The 18,580-nt window shown below is 71.9% G+C and carries 16 protein-coding genes; 7 read left to right on the top strand and 9 right to left on the bottom strand.

Annotation, left to right across the window (positions count from 1 at the left end; genetic code table 11):
- Positions 1–182: 182 nt before the first annotated feature.
- Both fabI and fabG read right to left on the bottom strand, forming a co-directional pair.
- Positions 183–950 (bottom strand): enoyl-ACP reductase FabI, encoded by a 768-nt coding sequence (gene fabI / locus CP967_RS27180; RefSeq protein WP_150490491.1) that lies wholly within the window; start codon positions 948–950, stop codon positions 183–185.
- A gap of 5 nt (positions 951–955) precedes the next feature.
- On the bottom strand, positions 956–1,675 hold the full coding sequence (gene fabG / locus CP967_RS27175; protein WP_150490490.1) for a 3-oxoacyl-[acyl-carrier-protein] reductase: 720 nt from the start codon (positions 1,673–1,675) through the stop codon (positions 956–958).
- Positions 1,676–1,929: 254 nt separating this feature from the next.
- Between fabG and CP967_RS27170 the strand changes: the two genes are divergently transcribed.
- Genes CP967_RS27170 through tyrS form a run of 3 tightly spaced genes read left to right on the top strand, consistent with a single transcriptional unit; the run spans position 1,930 to position 6,166 of the window.
- A complete protein-coding gene (locus tag CP967_RS27170) occupies positions 1,930–3,453 on the top strand; it encodes a TldD/PmbA family protein (RefSeq protein WP_150490489.1) in 1,524 nt (507 codons plus the stop codon).
- Positions 3,450–4,844, top strand: a complete 1,395-nt coding sequence (locus CP967_RS27165; protein WP_150490488.1) for a metallopeptidase TldD-related protein — start codon at positions 3,450–3,452, stop codon at positions 4,842–4,844. Before CP967_RS27170 ends, CP967_RS27165 begins: the two co-directional genes overlap by 4 nt.
- Before the next feature lie 53 nt (positions 4,845–4,897).
- The gene (tyrS, locus tag CP967_RS27160) at positions 4,898–6,166 is read left to right on the top strand and encodes a tyrosine--tRNA ligase (protein WP_150490487.1); all 1,269 of its coding nucleotides are present in this window, start codon (positions 4,898–4,900) and stop codon (positions 6,164–6,166) included.
- A 76-nt stretch (positions 6,167–6,242) separates the two neighbouring features.
- Here tyrS and CP967_RS27155 read toward each other — a convergent pair whose 3' ends face one another.
- On the bottom strand, positions 6,243–6,518 hold the full coding sequence (locus CP967_RS27155) for a GlsB/YeaQ/YmgE family stress response membrane protein (RefSeq protein WP_150490486.1): 276 nt from the start codon (positions 6,516–6,518) through the stop codon (positions 6,243–6,245).
- A gap of 226 nt (positions 6,519–6,744) precedes the next feature.
- Between CP967_RS27155 and CP967_RS27150 the strand changes: the two genes are divergently transcribed.
- Positions 6,745–7,122: a DUF3099 domain-containing protein gene (locus tag CP967_RS27150; protein WP_167535446.1), complete on the top strand. Its 378-nt coding sequence runs from the start codon at positions 6,745–6,747 to the stop codon at positions 7,120–7,122.
- 243 nt (positions 7,123–7,365) lie between these two features.
- Positions 7,366–7,614, top strand: a complete 249-nt coding sequence (locus CP967_RS27145) for a hypothetical protein (RefSeq protein WP_150490485.1) — start codon at positions 7,366–7,368, stop codon at positions 7,612–7,614.
- Positions 7,615–7,616: 2 nt separating this feature from the next.
- On the opposite strand, the gene moaA is transcribed toward CP967_RS27145, so the two are convergent.
- The 3 genes from moaA to CP967_RS27130 form a co-directional block, all read right to left on the bottom strand.
- Positions 7,617–8,606 (bottom strand): GTP 3',8-cyclase MoaA, encoded by a 990-nt coding sequence (gene moaA / locus CP967_RS27140; protein WP_229888304.1) that lies wholly within the window; start codon positions 8,604–8,606, stop codon positions 7,617–7,619.
- A 152-nt stretch (positions 8,607–8,758) separates the two neighbouring features.
- Positions 8,759–10,396 carry a solute symporter family protein gene (locus CP967_RS27135; RefSeq protein ID WP_150490484.1) on the bottom strand — a complete coding sequence of 546 codons (1,638 nt, stop codon included), beginning with the start codon at positions 10,394–10,396 and terminating at the stop codon, positions 8,759–8,761.
- Positions 10,393–10,758, bottom strand: a complete 366-nt coding sequence (locus CP967_RS27130; RefSeq protein ID WP_150492076.1) for a DUF485 domain-containing protein — start codon at positions 10,756–10,758, stop codon at positions 10,393–10,395. Before CP967_RS27130 ends, CP967_RS27135 begins: the two co-directional genes overlap by 4 nt.
- Positions 10,759–11,049: 291 nt before the next feature.
- On the opposite strand from CP967_RS27130, the gene CP967_RS27125 reads away from it, so the two are divergent.
- Positions 11,050–12,579, top strand: a complete 1,530-nt coding sequence (locus tag CP967_RS27125) for a S8 family peptidase (protein WP_150490483.1) — start codon at positions 11,050–11,052, stop codon at positions 12,577–12,579.
- Between the two features lie 73 nt (positions 12,580–12,652).
- On the opposite strand, the gene CP967_RS27120 is transcribed toward CP967_RS27125, so the two are convergent.
- Genes CP967_RS27120 through CP967_RS27110 form a run of 3 tightly spaced genes read right to left on the bottom strand, consistent with a single transcriptional unit; the run spans position 12,653 to position 15,324 of the window.
- Positions 12,653–13,696, bottom strand: coding sequence for a zinc-dependent alcohol dehydrogenase family protein (locus CP967_RS27120; RefSeq protein WP_150490482.1), 1,044 nt, complete (start codon positions 13,694–13,696; stop codon positions 12,653–12,655).
- Positions 13,697–13,708: 12 nt separating this feature from the next.
- Positions 13,709–14,416: a lysoplasmalogenase gene (locus CP967_RS27115; protein WP_150490481.1), complete on the bottom strand. Its 708-nt coding sequence runs from the start codon at positions 14,414–14,416 to the stop codon at positions 13,709–13,711.
- Positions 14,413–15,324, bottom strand: a complete 912-nt coding sequence (locus CP967_RS27110) for a sterol desaturase family protein (RefSeq protein ID WP_150490480.1) — start codon at positions 15,322–15,324, stop codon at positions 14,413–14,415. The genes CP967_RS27115 and CP967_RS27110 overlap by 4 nt, the downstream gene beginning before the upstream one ends.
- A gap of 151 nt (positions 15,325–15,475) precedes the next feature.
- Here CP967_RS27110 and CP967_RS27105 point away from each other — a divergent pair, with 151 nt between their 5' ends.
- Positions 15,476–18,571, top strand: a complete 3,096-nt coding sequence (locus tag CP967_RS27105; protein ID WP_150490479.1) for an NACHT domain-containing protein — start codon at positions 15,476–15,478, stop codon at positions 18,569–18,571.
- The last annotated feature ends 9 nt before the right edge of the window (positions 18,572–18,580 follow it).

The raw sequence follows: 18,580 nt of genomic DNA, 5'->3' as shown, positions 1-18,580 counted from the left end.
TTCCTCCACATTCTGCGGGGGCGGGGCCATCTTTTCGACCCGGGACACGGCGGGGCCCCGTACACCGGACACGGCCGGGGCGCCGTACACCGGACACGGCCGGCGCCCCGCCCGGGACGCGCGACGGCCGCGTACCGCCCGGTGGGGAGCGGTACGCGGCCGTCGTGGGGTCCGGGCGGGGGTCAGGCGCCCATCATGTGCACGCCGCCGTCGACGTGGATGATCTCGCCCGTCGTCTTCGGGAAGAAGTCCGAGAGCAGCGCGACGATGCCGCGGCCGGCCGGCTCGGGGTCGCCCATGTCCCACTCCAGCGGCGAGCGGTGGTTCCACACGTCCGCGAGGTCGGTGAAGCCGGGGATGGACTTGGCGGCCATGGAACCGAGGGGGCCCGCCGAGATCAGGTTGCAGCGGATGTCGTCCCCGCCCAGGTCGCGGGCGAGGTAGCGGGAGGTGGCCTCCAGCGCGGCCTTGGCCGGGCCCATCCAGTCGTACTGCGGCCAGGCGAACTGCGCGTCGAAGGTGAGTCCGACGATCGAGCCGCCGTTGGTCATCAGCGGCTTGCAGGCCATGGCGAGGGACTTCAGCGAGAACGCCGAGACGTGCATCGCCGTGGCGACCGACTCGAACGGCGCGTTCAGGAAGTTGCCGCCCAGCGCGTCCTGCGGAGCGAAGCCGATGGAGTGCACGACGCCGTCCAGCGAACCGAGTTCGTCCTTGACGAGACCGGCCAGCCGGTCCAGGTGCCCGGTGTCGGTGACGTCCAGCTCGATGACCTTGGCCGGCTTGGGCAGCTTCTTGGCGATGCGCTCGGTGAGCGTCGGCCGGGGGAAGGCGGTGAGGATGACCTCGGCGCCCTGTTCCTGGGCCACCTTCGCGGTGTGGAAGGCGATGGACGCCTCCGTCAGCACCCCCGTGACGAGGATGCGCTTGCCGTCGAGAATTCCGCTCATGGTGATCAGTGACCCATGCCCAATCCGCCGTCAACGGGAATGACGGCTCCAGTGATGTACGACGCGTCGTCGGACGCCAGGAAGCGCACCGCGGCGGCGATCTCGGCGGGCTGCGCGTAGCGGCCGAGCGGCACCTGCGCCACGATGCCCTTGCGCTGCTCGTCGGTGAGCACCTGGGTCATGTCGGTGTCGACGAACCCGGGCGCGACGACGTTGAACGTGATGTTCCGCGAGCCCAGCTCACGGGCCAGCGACCGGGCGAAGCCGACCAGACCCGCCTTGGAGGCCGCGTAGTTGGCCTGTCCGGCCGACCCCAGCAGGCCGACGACGGAGGAGATCAGGACGACCCGGCCCTTCTTCGCGCGCAGCATCGCGCGGTTGGCGCGCTTGACGACGCGGAAGGTGCCGGTGAGGTTGGTCTCGACGACGGACGTGAAGTCGTCCTCGGACATCCGCATCAGCAACTGGTCCTTGGTGATACCGGCGTTGGCCACCAGCACCTCGACGGGACCGTGCTTCTCCTCGATCTCCTTGTAGGCCTGCTCCACCTGCTCGGTGTCGGTGATGTCGCACCGGACCGCCAGGCAGCCCGCCTCGGTGAGCTCCCGCGGAGGCTCGCCGGAGCGGTAGGTGATCGCGACCTTGTCGCCGTTGTCGGCGAAGGCGCGGGCGATGGCGAGGCCGATGCCCCGGTTTCCTCCGGTGACGAGAACCGAGCGGCTCATCGGATCACCCTTTCCTTGGCGGTCTGGTACGTCGAAAACCTATCGGTACCGCGCCGTGGAAAGAGAATCGCCCCCTGACAGCGCCTTCGGCACGGCACTGTCGGGTTCCTACAGTACGAGGCGTCCGGGACCGCCCTCCGGCACGCCGCTTCGGCATGTGCGCCGGCGGGGGAACCGCCCGCAAACCGGTAGCCGCCCGGCCGCCGCCCCCTCCATGATTCACTGCCAGGACCATCTGAGAAGGGGAGGCCCGCGTGGCCCACGAGGTAGATCAGTCCTTTCTGGCCCTGCCCTTGCGCGCCCTCGCCGACGCGGCGCTCGCCCGGGCCCGCGCGCTCGGCGCCGCGCACGCCGACTTCCGGTTCGAGCGGGTGCGCAGCGCCTCCTGGCGGCTGCGGGACGCCCGGCTCTCCGGGTCCTCGGACAGCACCGACCTCGGGTACGCGGTCCGGGTGGTGCACGGTGGCGCCTGGGGGTTCGCCTCCGGGGTGGACCTGACGATGGACGCGGCGGCGAAGGTGGCCTCGCAGGCCGTCGCCATGGCCAGGCTGTCGGCGAAGGTGATCGCGGCGGCGGGCTCCGACGAGGCGGTGGAGCTGGCGGACGAGCCGGTGCACGGCGAGCGGACCTGGGTCTCGGCGTACGACGTGGACCCCTTCTCCGTACCGGACGGGGAGAAGGCGGAGCGGCTCGCCGAGTGGAGTTCGCGGCTGCTGGCGGCCGACGGGGTGGCCCATGTGGACGCCTCGCTGACGGCCGTCCACGAGAACAAGTTCTACGCGGACACGGCCGGCACCGTCACCACGCAGCAGCGGGTGCGGGTGCACCCGCAGCTGACCGCGGTGGCCGTGGACTCCTCGACCGGTGAGTTCGACTCGATGCGCACCATCGCGCCGCCGGCCGGCCGGGGCTGGGAGTACCTCACCGGCACCGGCTGGGACTGGGACGCCGAGCTGGAGCGGATCCCCGGGCTGCTGGCCGAGAAGATGCGCGCGCCGAGCGTCGAAGCGGGCACGTACGACCTGGTCGTGGACCCGTCCAACCTGTGGCTGACCATCCACGAGTCGATCGGCCACGCCACCGAGCTGGACCGGGCCCTGGGGTACGAGGCGGCGTACGCGGGCACGTCGTTCGCCACGTTCGACCAGCTGGGCAAGCTGGCGTACGGCTCCTCCGTGATGAACGTGACGGGCGACCGCACCGCCGAGCACGGGCTCGCGACGGTCGGTTACGACGACGAGGGCGTCGAGGCCCAGTCCTGGGACCTGGTCAGGAACGGCACGCTGGTGGGCTACCAGACGGACCGGCGGATCGCGAAGCTGACGGGCCTGGGCCGGTCCAACGGGTGCGCGTACGCGGACTCCCCCGGCCATGTGCCCGTCCAGCGCATGGCGAACGTGTCCCTGCGGCCCGACCCGGGCGGGCTGTCCACGGAGGACCTGATCGGCGGGGTGGAGCGCGGGATCTACGTGGTGGGGGACCGCTCGTGGTCCATCGACATGCAGAGGTACAACTTCCAGTTCACCGGGCAGCGGTTCTTCCGCATCGAGAACGGCCGGCTGGCGGGCCAGCTGCGGGACGTGGCGTACCAGGCCACGACCACGGACTTCTGGGGTTCGATGGAGAAGGTCGGCGGTCCGCAGACCTATGTGCTCGGCGGGGCGTTCAACTGCGGCAAGGCCCAGCCGGGCCAGGTCGCGGCCGTCTCCCACGGCTGCCCGTCCGCCCTCTTCCGGGACGTCAACATCCTCAACACGTCGCAGGAGGGCGGGCGATGAGCCGCGTCAGCAAGCCGCACGAGATCGTCGAGCGGGCGCTCGGACTGTCCACCGCAGACGGCTGTGTGGTCATCGCCGAGGAGAACTCCTCCGCCAATCTGCGCTGGGCCGGCAACGCGCTCACCACCAACGGGGTGACCCGGGGCCGCACCCTGACCGTCATCGCCACCGTGGACGGCGCCCGGGGCACCGCCTCCGGTGTGGTCTCCCGCTCGGCGGTCACGTCCGAGGACCTGGAGGACCTCGTCCGGGCCGCGGAGGCGGCGGCCCGCGCCGCCGGGCCGGCCGAGGACGCCCGGCCGCTGGTCACCGGCGTCCCGGTGTCCGCCGGTTTCACCGACGCCCCGGCCGAGACCGGATCCGACGTCTTCGCCGCCTTCGCCCTGGCCCTGGGCGACTCCTTCGCCCGTGCCCGGTCCGGCGGCCGCGAGCTGTACGGCTTCGCCAGCCACGAGCTGACCTCGACCTACCTGGGTACCTCGACGGGCCTGCGGCTCCGCCACGACCAGCCCGACGGCACGCTGGAGATGAACGCCAAGTCCCCCGACCGCACCAGGTCCGCATGGGCCGGGCGCGCCACCCGGGACTTCACCGATGTGGACCCGGCGGCCCTGGACGCGGAGCTGGCCGTGCGCCTGGGCTGGGCCGAGCGCCGCACGGAGCTGCCCGCCGGCCGGTACGAAACGCTGCTGCCGCCGACCGCGGTGGCGGACCTGCTGATCTACCAGTACTGGTCGGCCTCGGCCCGGGACGCCGCCGAGGGCCGTACGGTCTTCTCCCGGCCCGGCGGGGGGACGCGGCTCGGCGAGAACCTCTCGCGGCTGCCGCTGACCCTGCGCAGCGACCCGTACGAGCCGGGGCTGGAGGCGGCCCCGTTCGTGATCGCCCACGCCTCCGGCGACGACGCCTCCGTCTTCGACAACGGGCTGCCCCTGGAGCCGACCCGGTGGATCGGCGACGGCAGGCTGGAGCGGCTGACCACGACCCGGCACTCCGCCGGGCTGACGGGCCTGCCGGTCTCCCCCGCCCTGGACAACCTGGTCCTGGAGGGCGGCGGGGAGCGGTCGCTGGAGGAGATGGTCGCGGCGACGACCGGCCGCGCGCTGCTGCTGACCTGCCTCTGGTACATCCGGGAGGTCGATCCGGCGACGCTGCTGCTGACCGGGCTGACCCGGGACGGCGTCTATCTGGTGGAGGACGGCGAGGTCGTCGGCGAGGTGAACAACTTCCGGTTCAACGAGTCCCCCGTCGGACTGCTGTCGCGCGCCACGGAGGCGGGCCGCACCGAACGGACCCTGCCGCGTGAGTGGGGCGACTACTTCACCCGGGCCGCGATGCCCGCGCTGCGGGTCCCCGATTTCCACATGAGCTCGGTCAGCCGGGGTGTGTGACCCCCATAGACTGGCCGGACCACCCGACGAACGCTTCGAGGAGAGAAACGACCGTGACGGACATCGTCGACGAGCTGAAGTGGCGTGGGCTGTTCGCCCAGTCCACCGACGAGGACGCACTGCGCAAGGCTCTCGCGGACGGCCCGGTCACCTTCTATTGCGGTTTCGACCCGACGGCGGCGAGCCTGCACGTCGGCCACCTGGTGCAGGTGCTCACGATGCGCCGGCTCCAGCTGGCCGGTCTGAAGCCGCTCGCCCTGGTCGGCGGGGCCACCGGCCAGATCGGTGATCCGCGTCCGACGGCGGAGCGCACGCTGAACGACCCGGAGACCATCGCGGCCTGGGTGGAGCGGCTGCGCGGGCAGATCGAGCCCTTCCTCACCTTCGAGGGCCCGAACGCCGCGACCATGGTGAACAACCTGGACTGGACGGCGGGCCTGTCCGCGATCGAGTTCCTCCGGGACATCGGCAAGCACTTCCGGGTCAACAAGATGCTCACCAAGGACTCGGTCGCCCGCCGGCTGGAGTCCCAGGAGGGCATCAGCTACACGGAGTTCAGCTACCAGCTGCTCCAGGGCATGGACTTCCTGGAGCTGTACCGCCGCCACGGCTGCACCCTCCAGCAGGGCGGCAGCGACCAGTGGGGCAACCTCACGGCGGGTATCGACCTGATCCACCGCCTGGAGCCGGGCGCCGAGGTGCACGCGCTGGCGACGCCGCTGATGGTGAAGGCGGACGGCACCAAGTTCGGCAAGTCCGAGAGCGGTGCCGTCTGGCTGGACCCGGAGATGACCACGCCGTACGCGTTCTACCAGTTCTGGCTGAACGTGGACGACCGGGACATCTCGACCTACATGCGGATCCTCAGTTTCCGGAGCCGCGAGGAGCTCCAGGAGCTGGAGCAGCTCACCCTGGAGCGCCCGCAGGCCCGGTCGGCCCAGCGTGCGCTGGCCGAGGAGCTGACGACGCTGGTGCACGGCGGCGCGCAGTGCGCGGCGGTCATCGCGGCCTCCAAGGCGCTCTTCGGCCAGGGCGACCTGGGCGAACTGGACGAGGCGACGCTCGGCGCGGCGCTGTCCGAGGTGCCGCACGCGCGGGTCACCGAGCTGGGCCCGGTGGTGGACCTCCTGGTGGAGGTCGGCCTGTCGGCCAGCAAGTCGGCGGCCCGCCGCACGGTCAAGGAGGGCGGTGCCTACGTGAACAACGCGAAGGTCGCCGACGGTGAGGCGGCGCCTGCCCGCGAGGAGCTGCTGCACGGCCGCTGGCTGGTGCTGCGCCGGGGCAAGAAGAACCTGGCGGCCGTGGAGGTCGCGGCCGGCTGACCGCCGTTCCGCCCGGTACACGGCACCGCGGCCGCCACACGGGTGTGTGGCGGCCGCGGTGCCGTGTACCGGCGGCTCAGGTCCGCTGTCTGTTGCCCCGGATGGACTGCCAGACCATGTCGCCGACCCCGACGACGGCGATCGCGCCGAGCAGCTGGAGCACATGGCGTATCCAGTCGATGCCGTTGGTGTGGCGGACGCCGATCCAGCCGGCGACGGCGTTGCCGAGGATGCCGCCCAGGATGCCGAACACCACCGTCAGCCAGAGAGGGATGCTCTGCTTGCCCGGCAGGATGGCCCGGGCGATCACACCCAGCACCAGACCCACGATGATTGCCCACAACCAGCCCATGATCGCCTCCTCGTGCGGCGCGGTGTGCGCACGTGTGCCCCAGTCTCGGCCCGCCCGGTGTACGGCGCACCCGGGGGGCGGCCGTACGTGGGGAGCGGCTGCACGGGGGACGGGTCCGCGCCCCGCCCGCGCCGGCGGCCCCGGTACCGGCGCGGGCGGGTCCCGGGCGTACGGTAGGAACCGGTCCGGCCCGGGGTAGGCCGGCACGGCGATCTGGTGGTGGGACATGGTGGGGAAGCGAAAAGGCGCGGAGGTGTTCCGGATCACGGGCGCCCGGCAGGGCCTCGCCGAGGACGTGCGCGGCAGACAGCGGCGCTACATCATCTCGATGTCCGTGCGGACCCTCTCGGTGGTGCTGGCCGCGGCGCTGTGGAACGTGGAGCGGCATGTGGCGGTGGTGGGGCTCGCCCTGGGTGTCCTGCTCCCCTATGTGGCGGTCGTCATCGCCAACGCGGGCCGTGAGAACGCCGCTTCGCTCCCTTCGACATTCGTGCCCGCGTCCGTGCGGCCCGCTCTCGGTACGGCCGACCCGGTGGGCGGGGCGGCTCCCGTCCCGCATTCCGGGACACCGGGTACCGCCGGTGGTGCGTCCGCGGCGGAGTGAGCCCGTCCGCCCCCGGAAAGCTCAGGAAAAGCTCAGATCAATCATCGGTTTCCCGTGCCCCGCACCCCTGTGTGCGTGACATACTTCGTACGCGCTCCGCATCCCCCGTCGGAGCGACGGACCGACGCCGGGCAGCTCCCCCCGTGGCTGCCCGGCGTCGCCATTTCTCCGGCGGGGCCGGCGGTGCGCGGGCGGGCGGATGCCCGCCGTACGCGCCACGGGACGCCCCGTAGGGTGGGCGCCGTGAACTTCCCTGACACTTCCGCCGAAAGCGCCACCGGCGCGCCCGTCTGCTCGGCCAAGGGCTGCCGCGCCGACGCGTTGTGGGTACTCGCCTGGAACAACCCGAAGCTGCACACCCCGGAGCGCCGCAAGACCTGGCTGGCCTGCGGGGAGCACCGCGAGCACCTGGCGGCGTTCCTCGGGGTGCGCGGTTTCCTCAAGGACGTCGTGCCGTTGGCCGAGTGGGAGTCCTCCGCCTCGGGCGGCTGACGTCAGCCGCCGATCGCGGACATCGGGCGGTCGGGCTGGAGGAAGGACGGGTCGTCCAGTCCGGAGCCCGCCTTCTTGCCCCACATCGCGCGCTTCCAGACCGCGGCGATCTCCTCGTCGGGGGCGCCCGCCCGCAGGGCTCCGCGCAGGTCGGTCTCCTCGCGGGCGAACAGGCAGGTGCGGACCTGGCCGTCGGCGGTGAGCCGGGTGCGGTCGCAGGCGCGGCAGAAGGGGCGGGTCACCGAGGCGATGACGCCGACGCGGTGCGGCCCGCCGTCCACCCTCCAGCGCTCGGCGGGCGCGGATCCGCGCTCGCCGTCGTCTTCCCCGGTGAGGGTGAAGCGGGTGCGCAGCGAGGTGAGGATGTCTCCCGCGGTGATCATTCCGTCGCGTTTCCAGCCGTGCTGGGCGTCGAGCGGCATCTGCTCGATGAAGCGGAGTTCGTAGTCGTTCTCGACGGCCCAGGCGAGGAGGTCGGGGGCCTCGTCGTCGTTGAGGCCGGGCATCAGGACGGAGTTGACCTTGACCGGGGTGAGTCCGGCTTCCCGGGCGGCGCGCAGGCCGTTCAGGACGTCCTTGTGGCGGTCGCGGCGGGTGAGGGTCTTGAAGACGTCCGGGCGCAGGGTGTCCAGGGAGACGTTGACCCGGTCGAGACCCGCCGCCTTCAGCGCGGCGGCGGTGCGTTCGAGGCCGATGCCGTTGGTGGTGAGGGACATCCTCGGACGGGGTTCGAGAGCGGCGCACCGCTCCACGAGGGAGACGAGCCCGGGGCGCAGCAGCGGTTCCCCGCCGGTGAAGCGGACCTCGGTGACGCCGAGCACGGTGACGGCGATGCGGATGAGCCGGACGATCTCGTCGTCGCTGAGCAGGTCCGGTTTGGCCAGCCACTGCAGGCCTTCTTCGGGCATGCAGTAGGTGCAGCGCAGATTGCACCTGTCGGTCAGCGAGACACGCAGGTCGGTGGCGACCCGGCCGTAGGTGTCGATGAGCAACGTGGCCCCTCCCCGGTGGTGTCCGCGATCGCGGTCTGAGGTCTTCGAGAGTACGCGAGAGGTGCGGTGGCGGGGGTAACCGTTTCGGTACGAGGCGGGGCGGGGCCCCTCGTAGGGAGCTACGAGGGGCCCCGCCGGGGCGGCGGTGGGCGTCAGTGGGCGCCGGTGCCGGTGAGGGACTTGACCTCGAGTTCGGCGTACTTGGCGGCGTCGGGCTCCTCCTTGGAGAGCACCGAGCCGAGCCAGCCGAGCAGGAAGCCCAGCGGGATGGAGATCAGGCCGGGGTTCTCCAGGGGGAACCAGGCGAAGTCGACGTCCGGGAACATCGAGCTGGCCTTGCCGGAGACGACCGGCGAGAACAGCACGAGGAGGACGGACGAGGCGAGACCGCCGTAGATGGACCAGAGGGCGCCCTGGGTGGTGAAGCGCTTCCAGAAGAGGCTGTAGAGGATGGTGGGGAGGTTGGCCGACGCGGCGACGGCGAAGGCCAGGGCGACGAGTCCGGCGACGTTGAGGTCGCGGGCCATGGCGCCCAGCGCGATGGAGACGACGCCGATCGCGACGGTGGCCCAGCGGGCCGCGCGCATCTCCTCCTTCTCGGTGGCCTTCCCCTTGCGGATGACGTTGGCGTAGATGTCGTGGGCGAAGGAGGACGAGGAGGCGAGGGTGAGGCCCGCGACGACGGCGAGGATGGTCGCGAAGGCGACCGCGGAGATGACGGCGAGCAGGACGGCGCCGCCGGTGGTGCCGACACCGCCGAGGTATTCGGCGAGCTGCGGCGCGGCGGCGTTGCCCGCCGGGTTCTTCGCCTTGATCTCGTCCGGGCCGATCAGGGCCGCGGCGCCGAAGCCGAGGGCGATCGTCATGAGGTAGAAGGCGCCGATGATGCCGATGGCCCAGTTCACGGACTTCCGGGCGGCCTTGGCGGTCGGCACGGTGTAGAAGCGGATCAGGATGTGCGGCAGGCCCGCGGTGCCGAGGACCAGGGCGATGCCCAGGGAGATGAAGTCCAGTTTGGAGACGTCGGTGACGCCGTACTTGAGGCCCGGCTCCAGGAACGAGGCGCCGTGTCCGCTCTTCTCGGCGGCGGTGCCCAGCAGGTCCGAGACGTTGAAGTCGAACTTCCACAGCACCATGAAGGTCATCAGCAGGGCGCCCGCGATGAGCAGGACGGCCTTGACCATCTGCACCCAGGTGGTGCCCTTCATCCCGCCGATGGTGACGTAGACGATCATGAGTACGCCGACCAGCGCCACGATGAGGACCTTGCCGGCGTCACTGGTGATACCGAGCAGCAGCGCGACGAGGACGCCGGCGCCGGCCATCTGGGCCAGCAGGTAGAAGATCGAGACGACGATGGTGGAGACACCGGCGGCGGTGCGGACGGGCCGCTGGCGCATGCGGTAGGCGAGGACGTCGCCCATGGTGTAGCGGCCGGAGTTGCGCAGCGGCTCGGCGACGAGCAGCAGGGCGACCAGCCAGGCGACGAGGAAGCCGATGGAGTAGAGGAAGCCGTCGTATCCGAAGAGCGCGATGGCGCCGGCGATGCCGAGGAAGGACGCCGCCGACATGTAGTCGCCGGAGACGGCGAGGCCGTTCTGGAAGGCGGTGAACTGGCGCCCGCCCGCGTAGAAGTCGGAGGCGCTCTTGGTCTGGCGTCCGGCCCAGACGGTGATGGCCAGGGTCGCGGCGACGAACACGGCGAAAAGGCTGATGATCAGCGGCCGGTGCTCGGTCGTGGACGAGGCGGCGAGCTGGACGACGGAGTGGGAATGGTGTACGGCGCTCATGCGTCGGCCTCCAGACGGGACTTGATGGCCTCCGCCTTGGGGTCGAGCTGCTTCGCGGCGTGGCGCGAGTAGAACCAGGCGATGAGGAACGTGGTGGCGAACTGGGCCAGGCCGAAGACGAAGGCCACGTTGAAGTTGGCGACGACCTTGGTGCCCATGAAGTCGCCGGCATAGCTCGACAGCAGCACGTAGAGCAGGTACCAGACGACGAAGCCGATGGTCAGCGGGAAGGCGAACGACCGGTGGGACCGGCGCAGTTCGGCGAACTCCGGGCTCCGCTGCGCCTGGACGAACGCCTCGGTGGTCGGTTGTACCGGACTGTTGTCCGCGCTGCCCTGGGGCGGTGGTGCTTCGGTGGCCACGGATTCTCCTCGCGACGCGGGTGCGGTGGTCTCGGGGGTGGTGTGCATGGGGAGTCCTCTGCGTGGGGGCGTCGACTCCCTGACAACGGCACGGAGGGCGCGGCGAAGCGGTTCACGCCGGTTTCGCTCTTCTCGAACCCCCGTCCGGCGTATCCGCCGCGCGAAGATCACACCTCGAACTCACTTGCCCACATTCATTGCTGTCTGGGCATGATCAGCGATAGCTTCACTGGTCATGTACAGGCCCGGCACATTCCGTGCCGGGCCGCAGGCGGATGATGTGGAGAACCCATGGCTCATCTGGCATCCCGGCGGACGCGCGCACTCACGCTCCCCGTCGGACTGGCGCTCACGGCTTCGCTCGGCTTCCTCCCGGGGACAGCGGCGGCCGCTCCCGCGGACGGGCCGGCGACGGTGGTCCGGACGGACGGCCCGAAGCTGTCGTACGTCGTGAACACCCGTGGCGGCCACGGCACGGTCAAGCAGGTGAAGAAGGCGATAGCCAAGGCGGGCGGCACCGTCGTCACCTCGTACGACCGGATCGGCGTGATCGTCGTCCACTCGCAGAACCCGGACTTCGGCCCGGCGATCCGCAAGGTCAAGGGCGTGCAGTCGGCCGGTGCCACCCGTACCAACCCGATCGTGCCGCAGGCCACCAAGGACATCGGGGTGGAGCAGCCGCTCACGGCCGCGCAGGCCGGTGCCGCGGCGGCGAAGGCGGCGGCGGGCCAGGACGAGCTGGAGCCGTTGCAGTGGGACCTGCCCGCCATCAAGGCGGACAAGGCCCACCAGAAGTCGCTCGGCAGCGAGCGGGTGACGGTCGCCGTCATCGACACGGGTGTGGACGACAGGCACCCGGACCTGGCGCCGAACTTCGACCGGAACGCGTCGGTGAACTGCGTGTCCGGCGCCCCGGACACCACCGACGGCGCCTGGCGGCCGGCCGCCGGTGAGAGCCCGCACGGCACGCACGTGGCCGGCACCGTGGCCGCGGCGAAGAACGGCACCGGTGTCACCGGTGTCGCGCCCGGGGTGAAGGTCTCCGGCATCAAGGTGTCCAACCCGGACGGCTTCTTCTACACCGAGGCGGTCGTCTGCGGTTTCGTCTGGGCGGCCGAACACGGCGTGGACGTGACCAACAACAGCTATTACACCGACCCGTGGATGTTCAACTGCAAGAACGACCCCGACCAGGGCGCCCTGGTCGAGGCGGTCACCCGCGCCTCGCGGTACGCGGAGAACAAGGGTGTCGTCAACGTCGCGGCGGCCGGCAACTCCGACTACGACCTCGCGCTCGACGCGATCGAGGACGCGTCGAGCCCCAACGACACCACGACGGTCACGCGCACGGTCGACCCGAGCGCCTGCCCCGACATCCCGACGATGCTGCCGGGTGTGGTGACGGTCTCCGCGACCGGTGCGAAGGGCCTCAAGTCCTCGTACTCGAACTACGGTCTGGGCGTCGTCGACGTGGCGGCCCCGGGCGGCGACTCGACGGTCTACCAGAAGCCCGAGGCCCCGGCCACCAGCGGTCTGATCCTCTCCACGCTGCCCGACGGCAAGTTCGGCTACATGGCCGGTACGTCCATGGCGTCCCCGCACGTGGCGGGCGTCGCGGCCCTGATCAAGTCGACGCACCCGCACGCCTCGCCGCGCGTGGTGAAGGCGCTGCTGACGCAGCAGGCGGACGCCACCGCGTGCGGTGCCCCGTACGACATCGACGGTGACGGCACCGTCGACGCGGTCTGCGAGGGCGGCAAGAACTACAACGGCTTCTACGGAGCCGGTGTCGTGGACGCGCTGGACGCGGTCCGCAAGTAGGACGGGCGGGAGGGCCGGGGCACCCGCCCCGGCCCTCCCGCGGCGGTCCCGGCCGTCGTCCGCCGGACACCGCCTACGGCTTGACCAGTACCTTCAGCGCCGTACGCTCGTCCATCGCCTTGTAGCCGCCGGGCACCCCGTCCAGGCCGACGGTCAGGTCGAAGACCGGCGACGGGTCGATGGTGCCGTCCAGTACGTCGGGGAGCAGTTCCGGGATGTACGTGCGCACGGGGGCGACACCGCCGCGCAGGGCGATGTTCCGGTCGAACATGGCACCGAGGTCGACACCGGTGCCGCTGCCGTGGGGGACGCCCACGTAGCCGATGGAGCCGCCGTCGCGGACGATCCCGAAGGCCGTCCGCATCGACTGCTCGGTGCCGACCGCCTCGATCACCCCGTGGGCGCCCTCGCCCCGCGTCAGTTCGCGTACGGCGGCGACGGCGGCCTCCCCGCGCTCGGCGACCACGTCCGTGGCGCCGAAGCCGCGGGCGATGTCCGTACGGGTGCGGTGGCGCCCGAGCGCGATGATCCGCCCGGCGCCGAGCCGCTTGGCCGCCATGACCCCGCACAGGCCCACCGCGCCGTCACCGACGACGGCGACGGTGCTGCCGGGCGTGACACCCGCGCCGAGCGCCGCGTGGTGCCCGGTGCCCAGCACGTCGGAGAGCGACAGGAGCGCGGTGAGCAGCCGGTCGTCGGAGGCCGCCGCCGCCGGGAGGCCCACGAGGGTCCCGTCGGCGTAGGGGACCCGTACGGCCTCTCCCTGGCCTCCGTCGGAGCCCGCCGAGCCCCAGAAACCGCCCCGGTCGCAGGAGGTGGTCAGCCCGTCCGCGCAGTAGGCGCAGGTGCCGTCGGACCAGACGAACGGGGCGACGACCAGGTCCCCCGGGACGAAGCCCTGCACCCCGGCCCCCGCCTCCTCCACGACGCCGAGGAACTCGTGGCCGATCCTCTGGCCGGGCTCCCGGGCGGACTCCCCGCGGTAGGCCCACAGGTCGCTGCCGCAGACACAGGCCCGCAGGACCCGTACGACCACGTCGGTGGGTTCCTGGATCCGGGGGTCGGCCACCTCCTCGACGCGGATGTCGCGGGGAGCGTGGATGACGGTGGCGCGCATGCGTGAAGATCCTCATCGAGGTCGGGTACGGGTGCTCCCTTCACCGTACGCCCGGGAAACACCCCTGGTGGAATCGTTTCTGCACGCGAGGATCCCGGTGGTGAGCAGGTACTGCGCGGCCAGGTAGGTCAGCATGATCCAGAAGTCGTGGGCGGGCGGCCCGGGCAGACCGGCGACACCGGCCGCGATGAGCGCGTCGGAGAGCAGGAAGAGCGCCCCGCCCGCCGCCGTCCGCCGGCCGGGGGTCCCGGCCCGCCAGGCCATGGTGGCCAGCAGCAGGCCGTAGCAGGTCATCGGGATCCTCATGCCGGCCGGCAGGCCGGACCACAGGGCGGCGACGAAGACCGTGAGGACGACCGCGTATCCGGCCCCGGCCCGCAGCGAGGTCCTGTCCCACAGCGGGACCCCGGTCCGCCCGAAGAGCCGCAGGTAGCAGAGGTGCCCCGCCGCGAAGCAGCCCATGCCGGCCAGGAAGGCGGTGTCGGAGTCCGGCATCAGCAGCACGTCGCCGCCCCAGCCGCACAGCAGTGCGGCGATCAGCGTCCGGGGCCCGCCGCGGGCCGCGGCGAGGGCGGCGAGCAGCGGCATCAGCAGCGGCTTGGCGATCAGGTGGGCCGTGTCCCACCCGGCGAGGAGCCCGGCCAGGTCGAGGGCGGCGGCGGCGAGGAAGGCGGCGAGCAGCGGGCGGACGAGCCGGGGCGCACCCGGGCGGGCGTTCACCGGGCACGCCCGGCGGCGGGACGGACGTCCGCGGGGGCCCCGGGAGTCCCGGGGTCAGGGGCCGCGGGGACGGGGGCAGCGGGCTGCCATCCCGGGCCGCGGAAGATCCGCCCGGCCCGTTCGCCCCAGCTGCCCGCGGCGCGCACGTCGCGGGCGATGGCGGCGTACTCGTGGGTGGCGACGCGGAGCGGGTTGCAGGTGGTGATGTTCTTGGTGAGGCCGTAGACGGGCCGCTCGGTCTCGGCGGTGAACGAGCCGAAGAGCCGGTCCCAGACGATGAGGATCCCGCCGAAGTTCCGGTCGAGGTAGCCGCCCTGGGAGGCGTGGTGCACCCGGTGGTGCGAGGGCGTGTTGAAGACGTACTCCACGGGGCGGGGCAGCCGGCCGATCCGCTCGGTGTGGACCCAGAACTGGTAGACGAGGTTGGCCGAGGAGCAGAAGGCGAGCGCCGCCGGGTGGACCCCGAGGGCGACGAGCGGAAGGTAGAACGGCCAGACGGTCAGCGAGGTCCAGGGCTGGCGGAGCGCGGTGGTGAGGTTGAACTTCCGGCTGGAGTGGTGGACCACGTGGCAGGCCCACAGGATCCGGACGACGTGGTGCCCCCGGTGCGACCAGTAGTAGAGGAAGTCCTGGGCCAGCAGCATCAGCGGGAGCGTCCACCACAGCACGGGCACGCGCAGCGGGGTCAGCCCGTACACGGCGGTGTGGACCGCCACGACGGGGATCTTCCACAGCAGGTCGAAGCCCAGGCTGCCGAGCCCCATGGTGACGCTGGTGACGGCGTCCCTGGCCTCGTACCCGGCGGCCTCCTCGTCGGGGTGGAGCCGGTGCGCCACCATTTCGAGGACGGTGAGCAGGGCGAAGGCCGGGATCGACCACAGCACGACATCGGGCAGGTTCGGCTCCATGCGAGCACCGTAGGGCCGCAGGCGGGCTGGGAACAGACGTTGTTACCGACAAGTATCCGAGAGCGGACGTCCTCGGTGTCTGTCGGGTTCCGCCAAGGGGCGCGCGTCGTAGGATTTCCGGCACACGGACCGGACTCCGGGAGGAACAGACGTGCCCAGTACGGAAGTTGCTCTGCTCCGCCTGGCCACCACGGTCGTCGGCGCGGCCGCCAGGGCACTGCTGACCCCGAAGCCCGGCGCACGGCTGGTGCCGGACCCGGTGCGTCCGCTCCCCCGGCCCGCGAAGCCGGACCGGCTGGCGAAGGTGCTGGGCGGGCGGCTCGCGGATTCCTACGCCGATCTGCCGGAGCCGGAGCGGCTGGCCGCGCTCGCCGCCGTGCAGGACACCTTCGCGCGCGCGGGTGAGCTGACCGCGGAGCGGCTGTTCGCGCTGGACCTGGACGAGGACCGGCTGCACGCCGAACTCTTTGCCCCGCCCGCCGGGCTGTCCGGCCGCGCGGCGGAGCTCTACGACGAGCTGCTGCACCGCTGCTGCGCACACGTGCTGGAGCAGTTCACCGCCCACCCGTCGTTCGCCCCTCGCGCGGCGGTCGAGCAGGCCAGGGCCGGCGCCAGGATCCGGGAGCTGGTCGACGACGTACGCGCCCGGCTCGGCCAGCGGCCGGACGCGGCGGCACTCGCCTTCGAACAGCGGTACGCCGATTTCATGGCCACGGCGAACAGCCGGATGGGGCTCTTCGGGCTGACCCTGGGCCGGTCGGCGAGCGAGTGGCCGCTGGAGACGGCGTATCTGACGCTCGCGGTGAACGGCGAGCCCGCCCGGCAGCAGGGCCGCGACCACACGGCGCAGGTGACGATGTCGGTGGAGCAGGCACTCGCCGGAACGGAGCGGATGCTGCTGCGCGGCCCCGCCGGCTCGGGGAAGAGCACGCTGGTCCAGTGGCTCGCCCTGAACGCCGCCCGCCGCACCTTCACCGACGGTCTCGGCGACTGGAACCGCTGTGTGCCCTTCGTGCTGAGGCTGCGCGCCTTCACCGCGCAGGGGACGCTGCCGACGCCGGAGGAGTTCCTGCGCGCGGCGGGCATCCCCCTGCACGGTTCGGCGCCGTCGGGCTGGGTGGACACCCTGCTGGGCGCGGGGCGCGGGCTGATCCTGGTCGACGGGGTCGACGAGGTGCCGATGCGGCTGCGCCACCGTACGGAGAAGTGGCTGAAGGACCTGATCACGGCGTACCCGAAGGCCCGTTACGTGGTGACCACCCGGCCGTCCGCCGTCCCCGAGGGCTGGCTGTCCGACTGCGGGTTCGAGACCCACTCCCTGGTGGCGATGGACCAGCGGGACATCCACGCGTTCATCGGCCACTGGCACGAGGCCGCCCGGTCCGAGTGCTCCTCGGCCCGCCGGCGCGAGGAACTCGACGGCTACGAGACCGCTCTGCGGCAGGCGGTGACCCGGCGCCGCGACCTGGGGCGCCTGGCCACCAACCCCCTCATGTGCGCGCTGCTGTGCGCGCTGAACCGGGACCGGCGGATGCAGCTTCCGCGCGCCCGCAAGGAGCTGTACGACGCGGCGCTGGACATGCTGCTCGTACGCCGCGACAACGAGCGGGAGATATCGGGCGTCGAGGGGGTGTACCTGACCCGGGAGGAGCAGACGGCGCTGCTCCAGCGGCTGGCGTACTGGCTGATCCGCAACGGTCAGGTCGAGGCCGACCGCGAGGAGGCCGAGGCGATGGTGACGAAATGGCTGACGGCCATGTCCCAGGTCCAGGGGAGCCCGGAGCATGTGTTCGCGCACCTGCTGATCCGCAGCGGTCTGCTCCGTGAACCCGCCCCGGGCGCCGTGGGCTTCGTGCACCGCACCTTCCAGGACTACCTGGGCGCGAAGGCCGCCGTGGAGGCCCATGACTTCGGGGTGCTGGTCGAGCACGCCCACGACGACCAGTGGCACGACGTGGTCCAGATGGCGGTGGGGCACGCCCGCGCCGACGAACGCGCCCGGCTCCTGCGCCAGTTGCTCGACCGCAGCGGGACGGCGCCCGAGCACAGCCACCGGCTCGTCCTGCTGGCCGCGGCCAGCCTGGCGCACGCCCCGGAGCTGGACCCCGCCGTACGGGCCGAGGTCCAGGAGCGCACGGCGGGCCTGCTGCCCCCGCGCACCCGGGCGGAGGCGGAGCAGCTGGCGGCGGTCGGCGAACTGGTCCTGGAACTGCTGCCGGGGCCCGACAGGGTGCCGGACGAGAACGCGGCCGGCTTCGTGGTGCTCACCGCGGCCCTGGTCGGCGGCGAGGCGGCCCTGGAGGTGATCAAGCGCTACCGGGGCGACCGGCGCCCCTGGGTCGCCGACCGGCTGAGCCATGCCTGGGAGTCGTTCGACGCCGACGTCTACGCCCGGGAGGTGCTCGCGGCGGGCACCTGGGAGAACGCGAGTGTCTCCGTGACGAGCGACGCCCGGCTGGCCGCCCTGCGGCACATCCCGGTCGTCCGTGGGGTCTGGCTGCAGGGCGACCGCAGGGACCTGGCGCCGCTGGTGCCCCGCGAGGAGCTGGAGAGGCTCTTCGTCTACGAGAACAGGACCCTGACCGACATCACCCCGATCGCCTCGATGGAGTCGCTCACGGAGGTGGGCCTCAGCCTCTGCCCCGGGGTCCGGGACCTGAGCGCCCTGTCCGGCCTGGCCCTGAACTGGCTCTCACTGGTCCGGCTGCACCCGGGGGTGCCGAAGGAGCACCTGGAGCCGCTCACGGAGGTCCGCGATCTCAACCTCGGGCACCGCTTCCCCGTGGACGACATCGGCGAGCTGGCCCTGAGCCGTCATCTGCGGTCGCTGACCCTGTCGGGGGAGGCGGGGGACATCGGCCTGGAGGGCCTGGAGCGGTGGCCCGGCCTGAAGGAGCTGGGGCTGTACGACCGGCGGCACCTGGAGTACGTGACGCGCGGGCGGGTCCCGGACCGGCTGAACCTGCTCACCCTCGGCTGGCAGGACCTCCCGGACCTGGGCGTCCTGGCCGGCCTCACCGCCCTGCGCACGCTCGTCCTCAACCGCTGCCGCAACGTCGTCGACCTGGCGCCGCTGCGGGACCTGCCGGAACTGACGTCCGTGCATCTGTACACGCTGCCCGGGGCGCCCCCCTTCGACCTCTCCCCGCTGGCCGCCCGGGAGGACATCACCGTCGTCCTGGGCTCCGACACCCCCGCCACCGGTACCGGCCTCTTCCCGCCCGAGCGGCTGACCTACCGGGGCTGAGCGCGCCCG

Source organism: Streptomyces nitrosporeus, from assembly GCF_008704555.1.
Taxonomy (GTDB): Bacteria; Actinomycetota; Actinomycetes; order Streptomycetales; family Streptomycetaceae; genus Streptomyces; species Streptomyces nitrosporeus.
This window is presented reverse-complemented; position numbering and strand designations above follow the sequence as displayed.

Excerpts from the sequence above, each read along its gene's own strand:
- fabI (WP_150490491.1), bottom strand. The coding sequence starts at position 950 with ATGAGCGGAATTCTCGACGGCAAGCGCATCCTCGTCACGGGGGTGCTG.
- fabG (WP_150490490.1), bottom strand. The coding sequence starts at position 1,675 with ATGAGCCGCTCGGTTCTCGTCACCGGAGGAAACCGGGGCATCGGCCTC.
- CP967_RS27165 (WP_150490488.1), top strand. The coding sequence starts at position 3,450 with ATGAGCCGCGTCAGCAAGCCGCACGAGATCGTCGAGCGGGCGCTCGGA.
- CP967_RS27155 (WP_150490486.1), bottom strand. The coding sequence starts at position 6,518 with ATGGGCTGGTTGTGGGCAATCATCGTGGGTCTGGTGCTGGGTGTGATC.
- CP967_RS27150 (WP_167535446.1), top strand. The coding sequence starts at position 6,745 with ATGGTGGGGAAGCGAAAAGGCGCGGAGGTGTTCCGGATCACGGGCGCC.
- CP967_RS27135 (WP_150490484.1), bottom strand. The coding sequence starts at position 10,396 with ATGAGCGCCGTACACCATTCCCACTCCGTCGTCCAGCTCGCCGCCTCG.
- CP967_RS27125 (WP_150490483.1), top strand. The coding sequence starts at position 11,050 with ATGGCTCATCTGGCATCCCGGCGGACGCGCGCACTCACGCTCCCCGTC.
- CP967_RS27120 (WP_150490482.1), bottom strand. The coding sequence starts at position 13,696 with ATGCGCGCCACCGTCATCCACGCTCCCCGCGACATCCGCGTCGAGGAG.
- CP967_RS27110 (WP_150490480.1), bottom strand. The coding sequence starts at position 15,324 with ATGGAGCCGAACCTGCCCGATGTCGTGCTGTGGTCGATCCCGGCCTTC.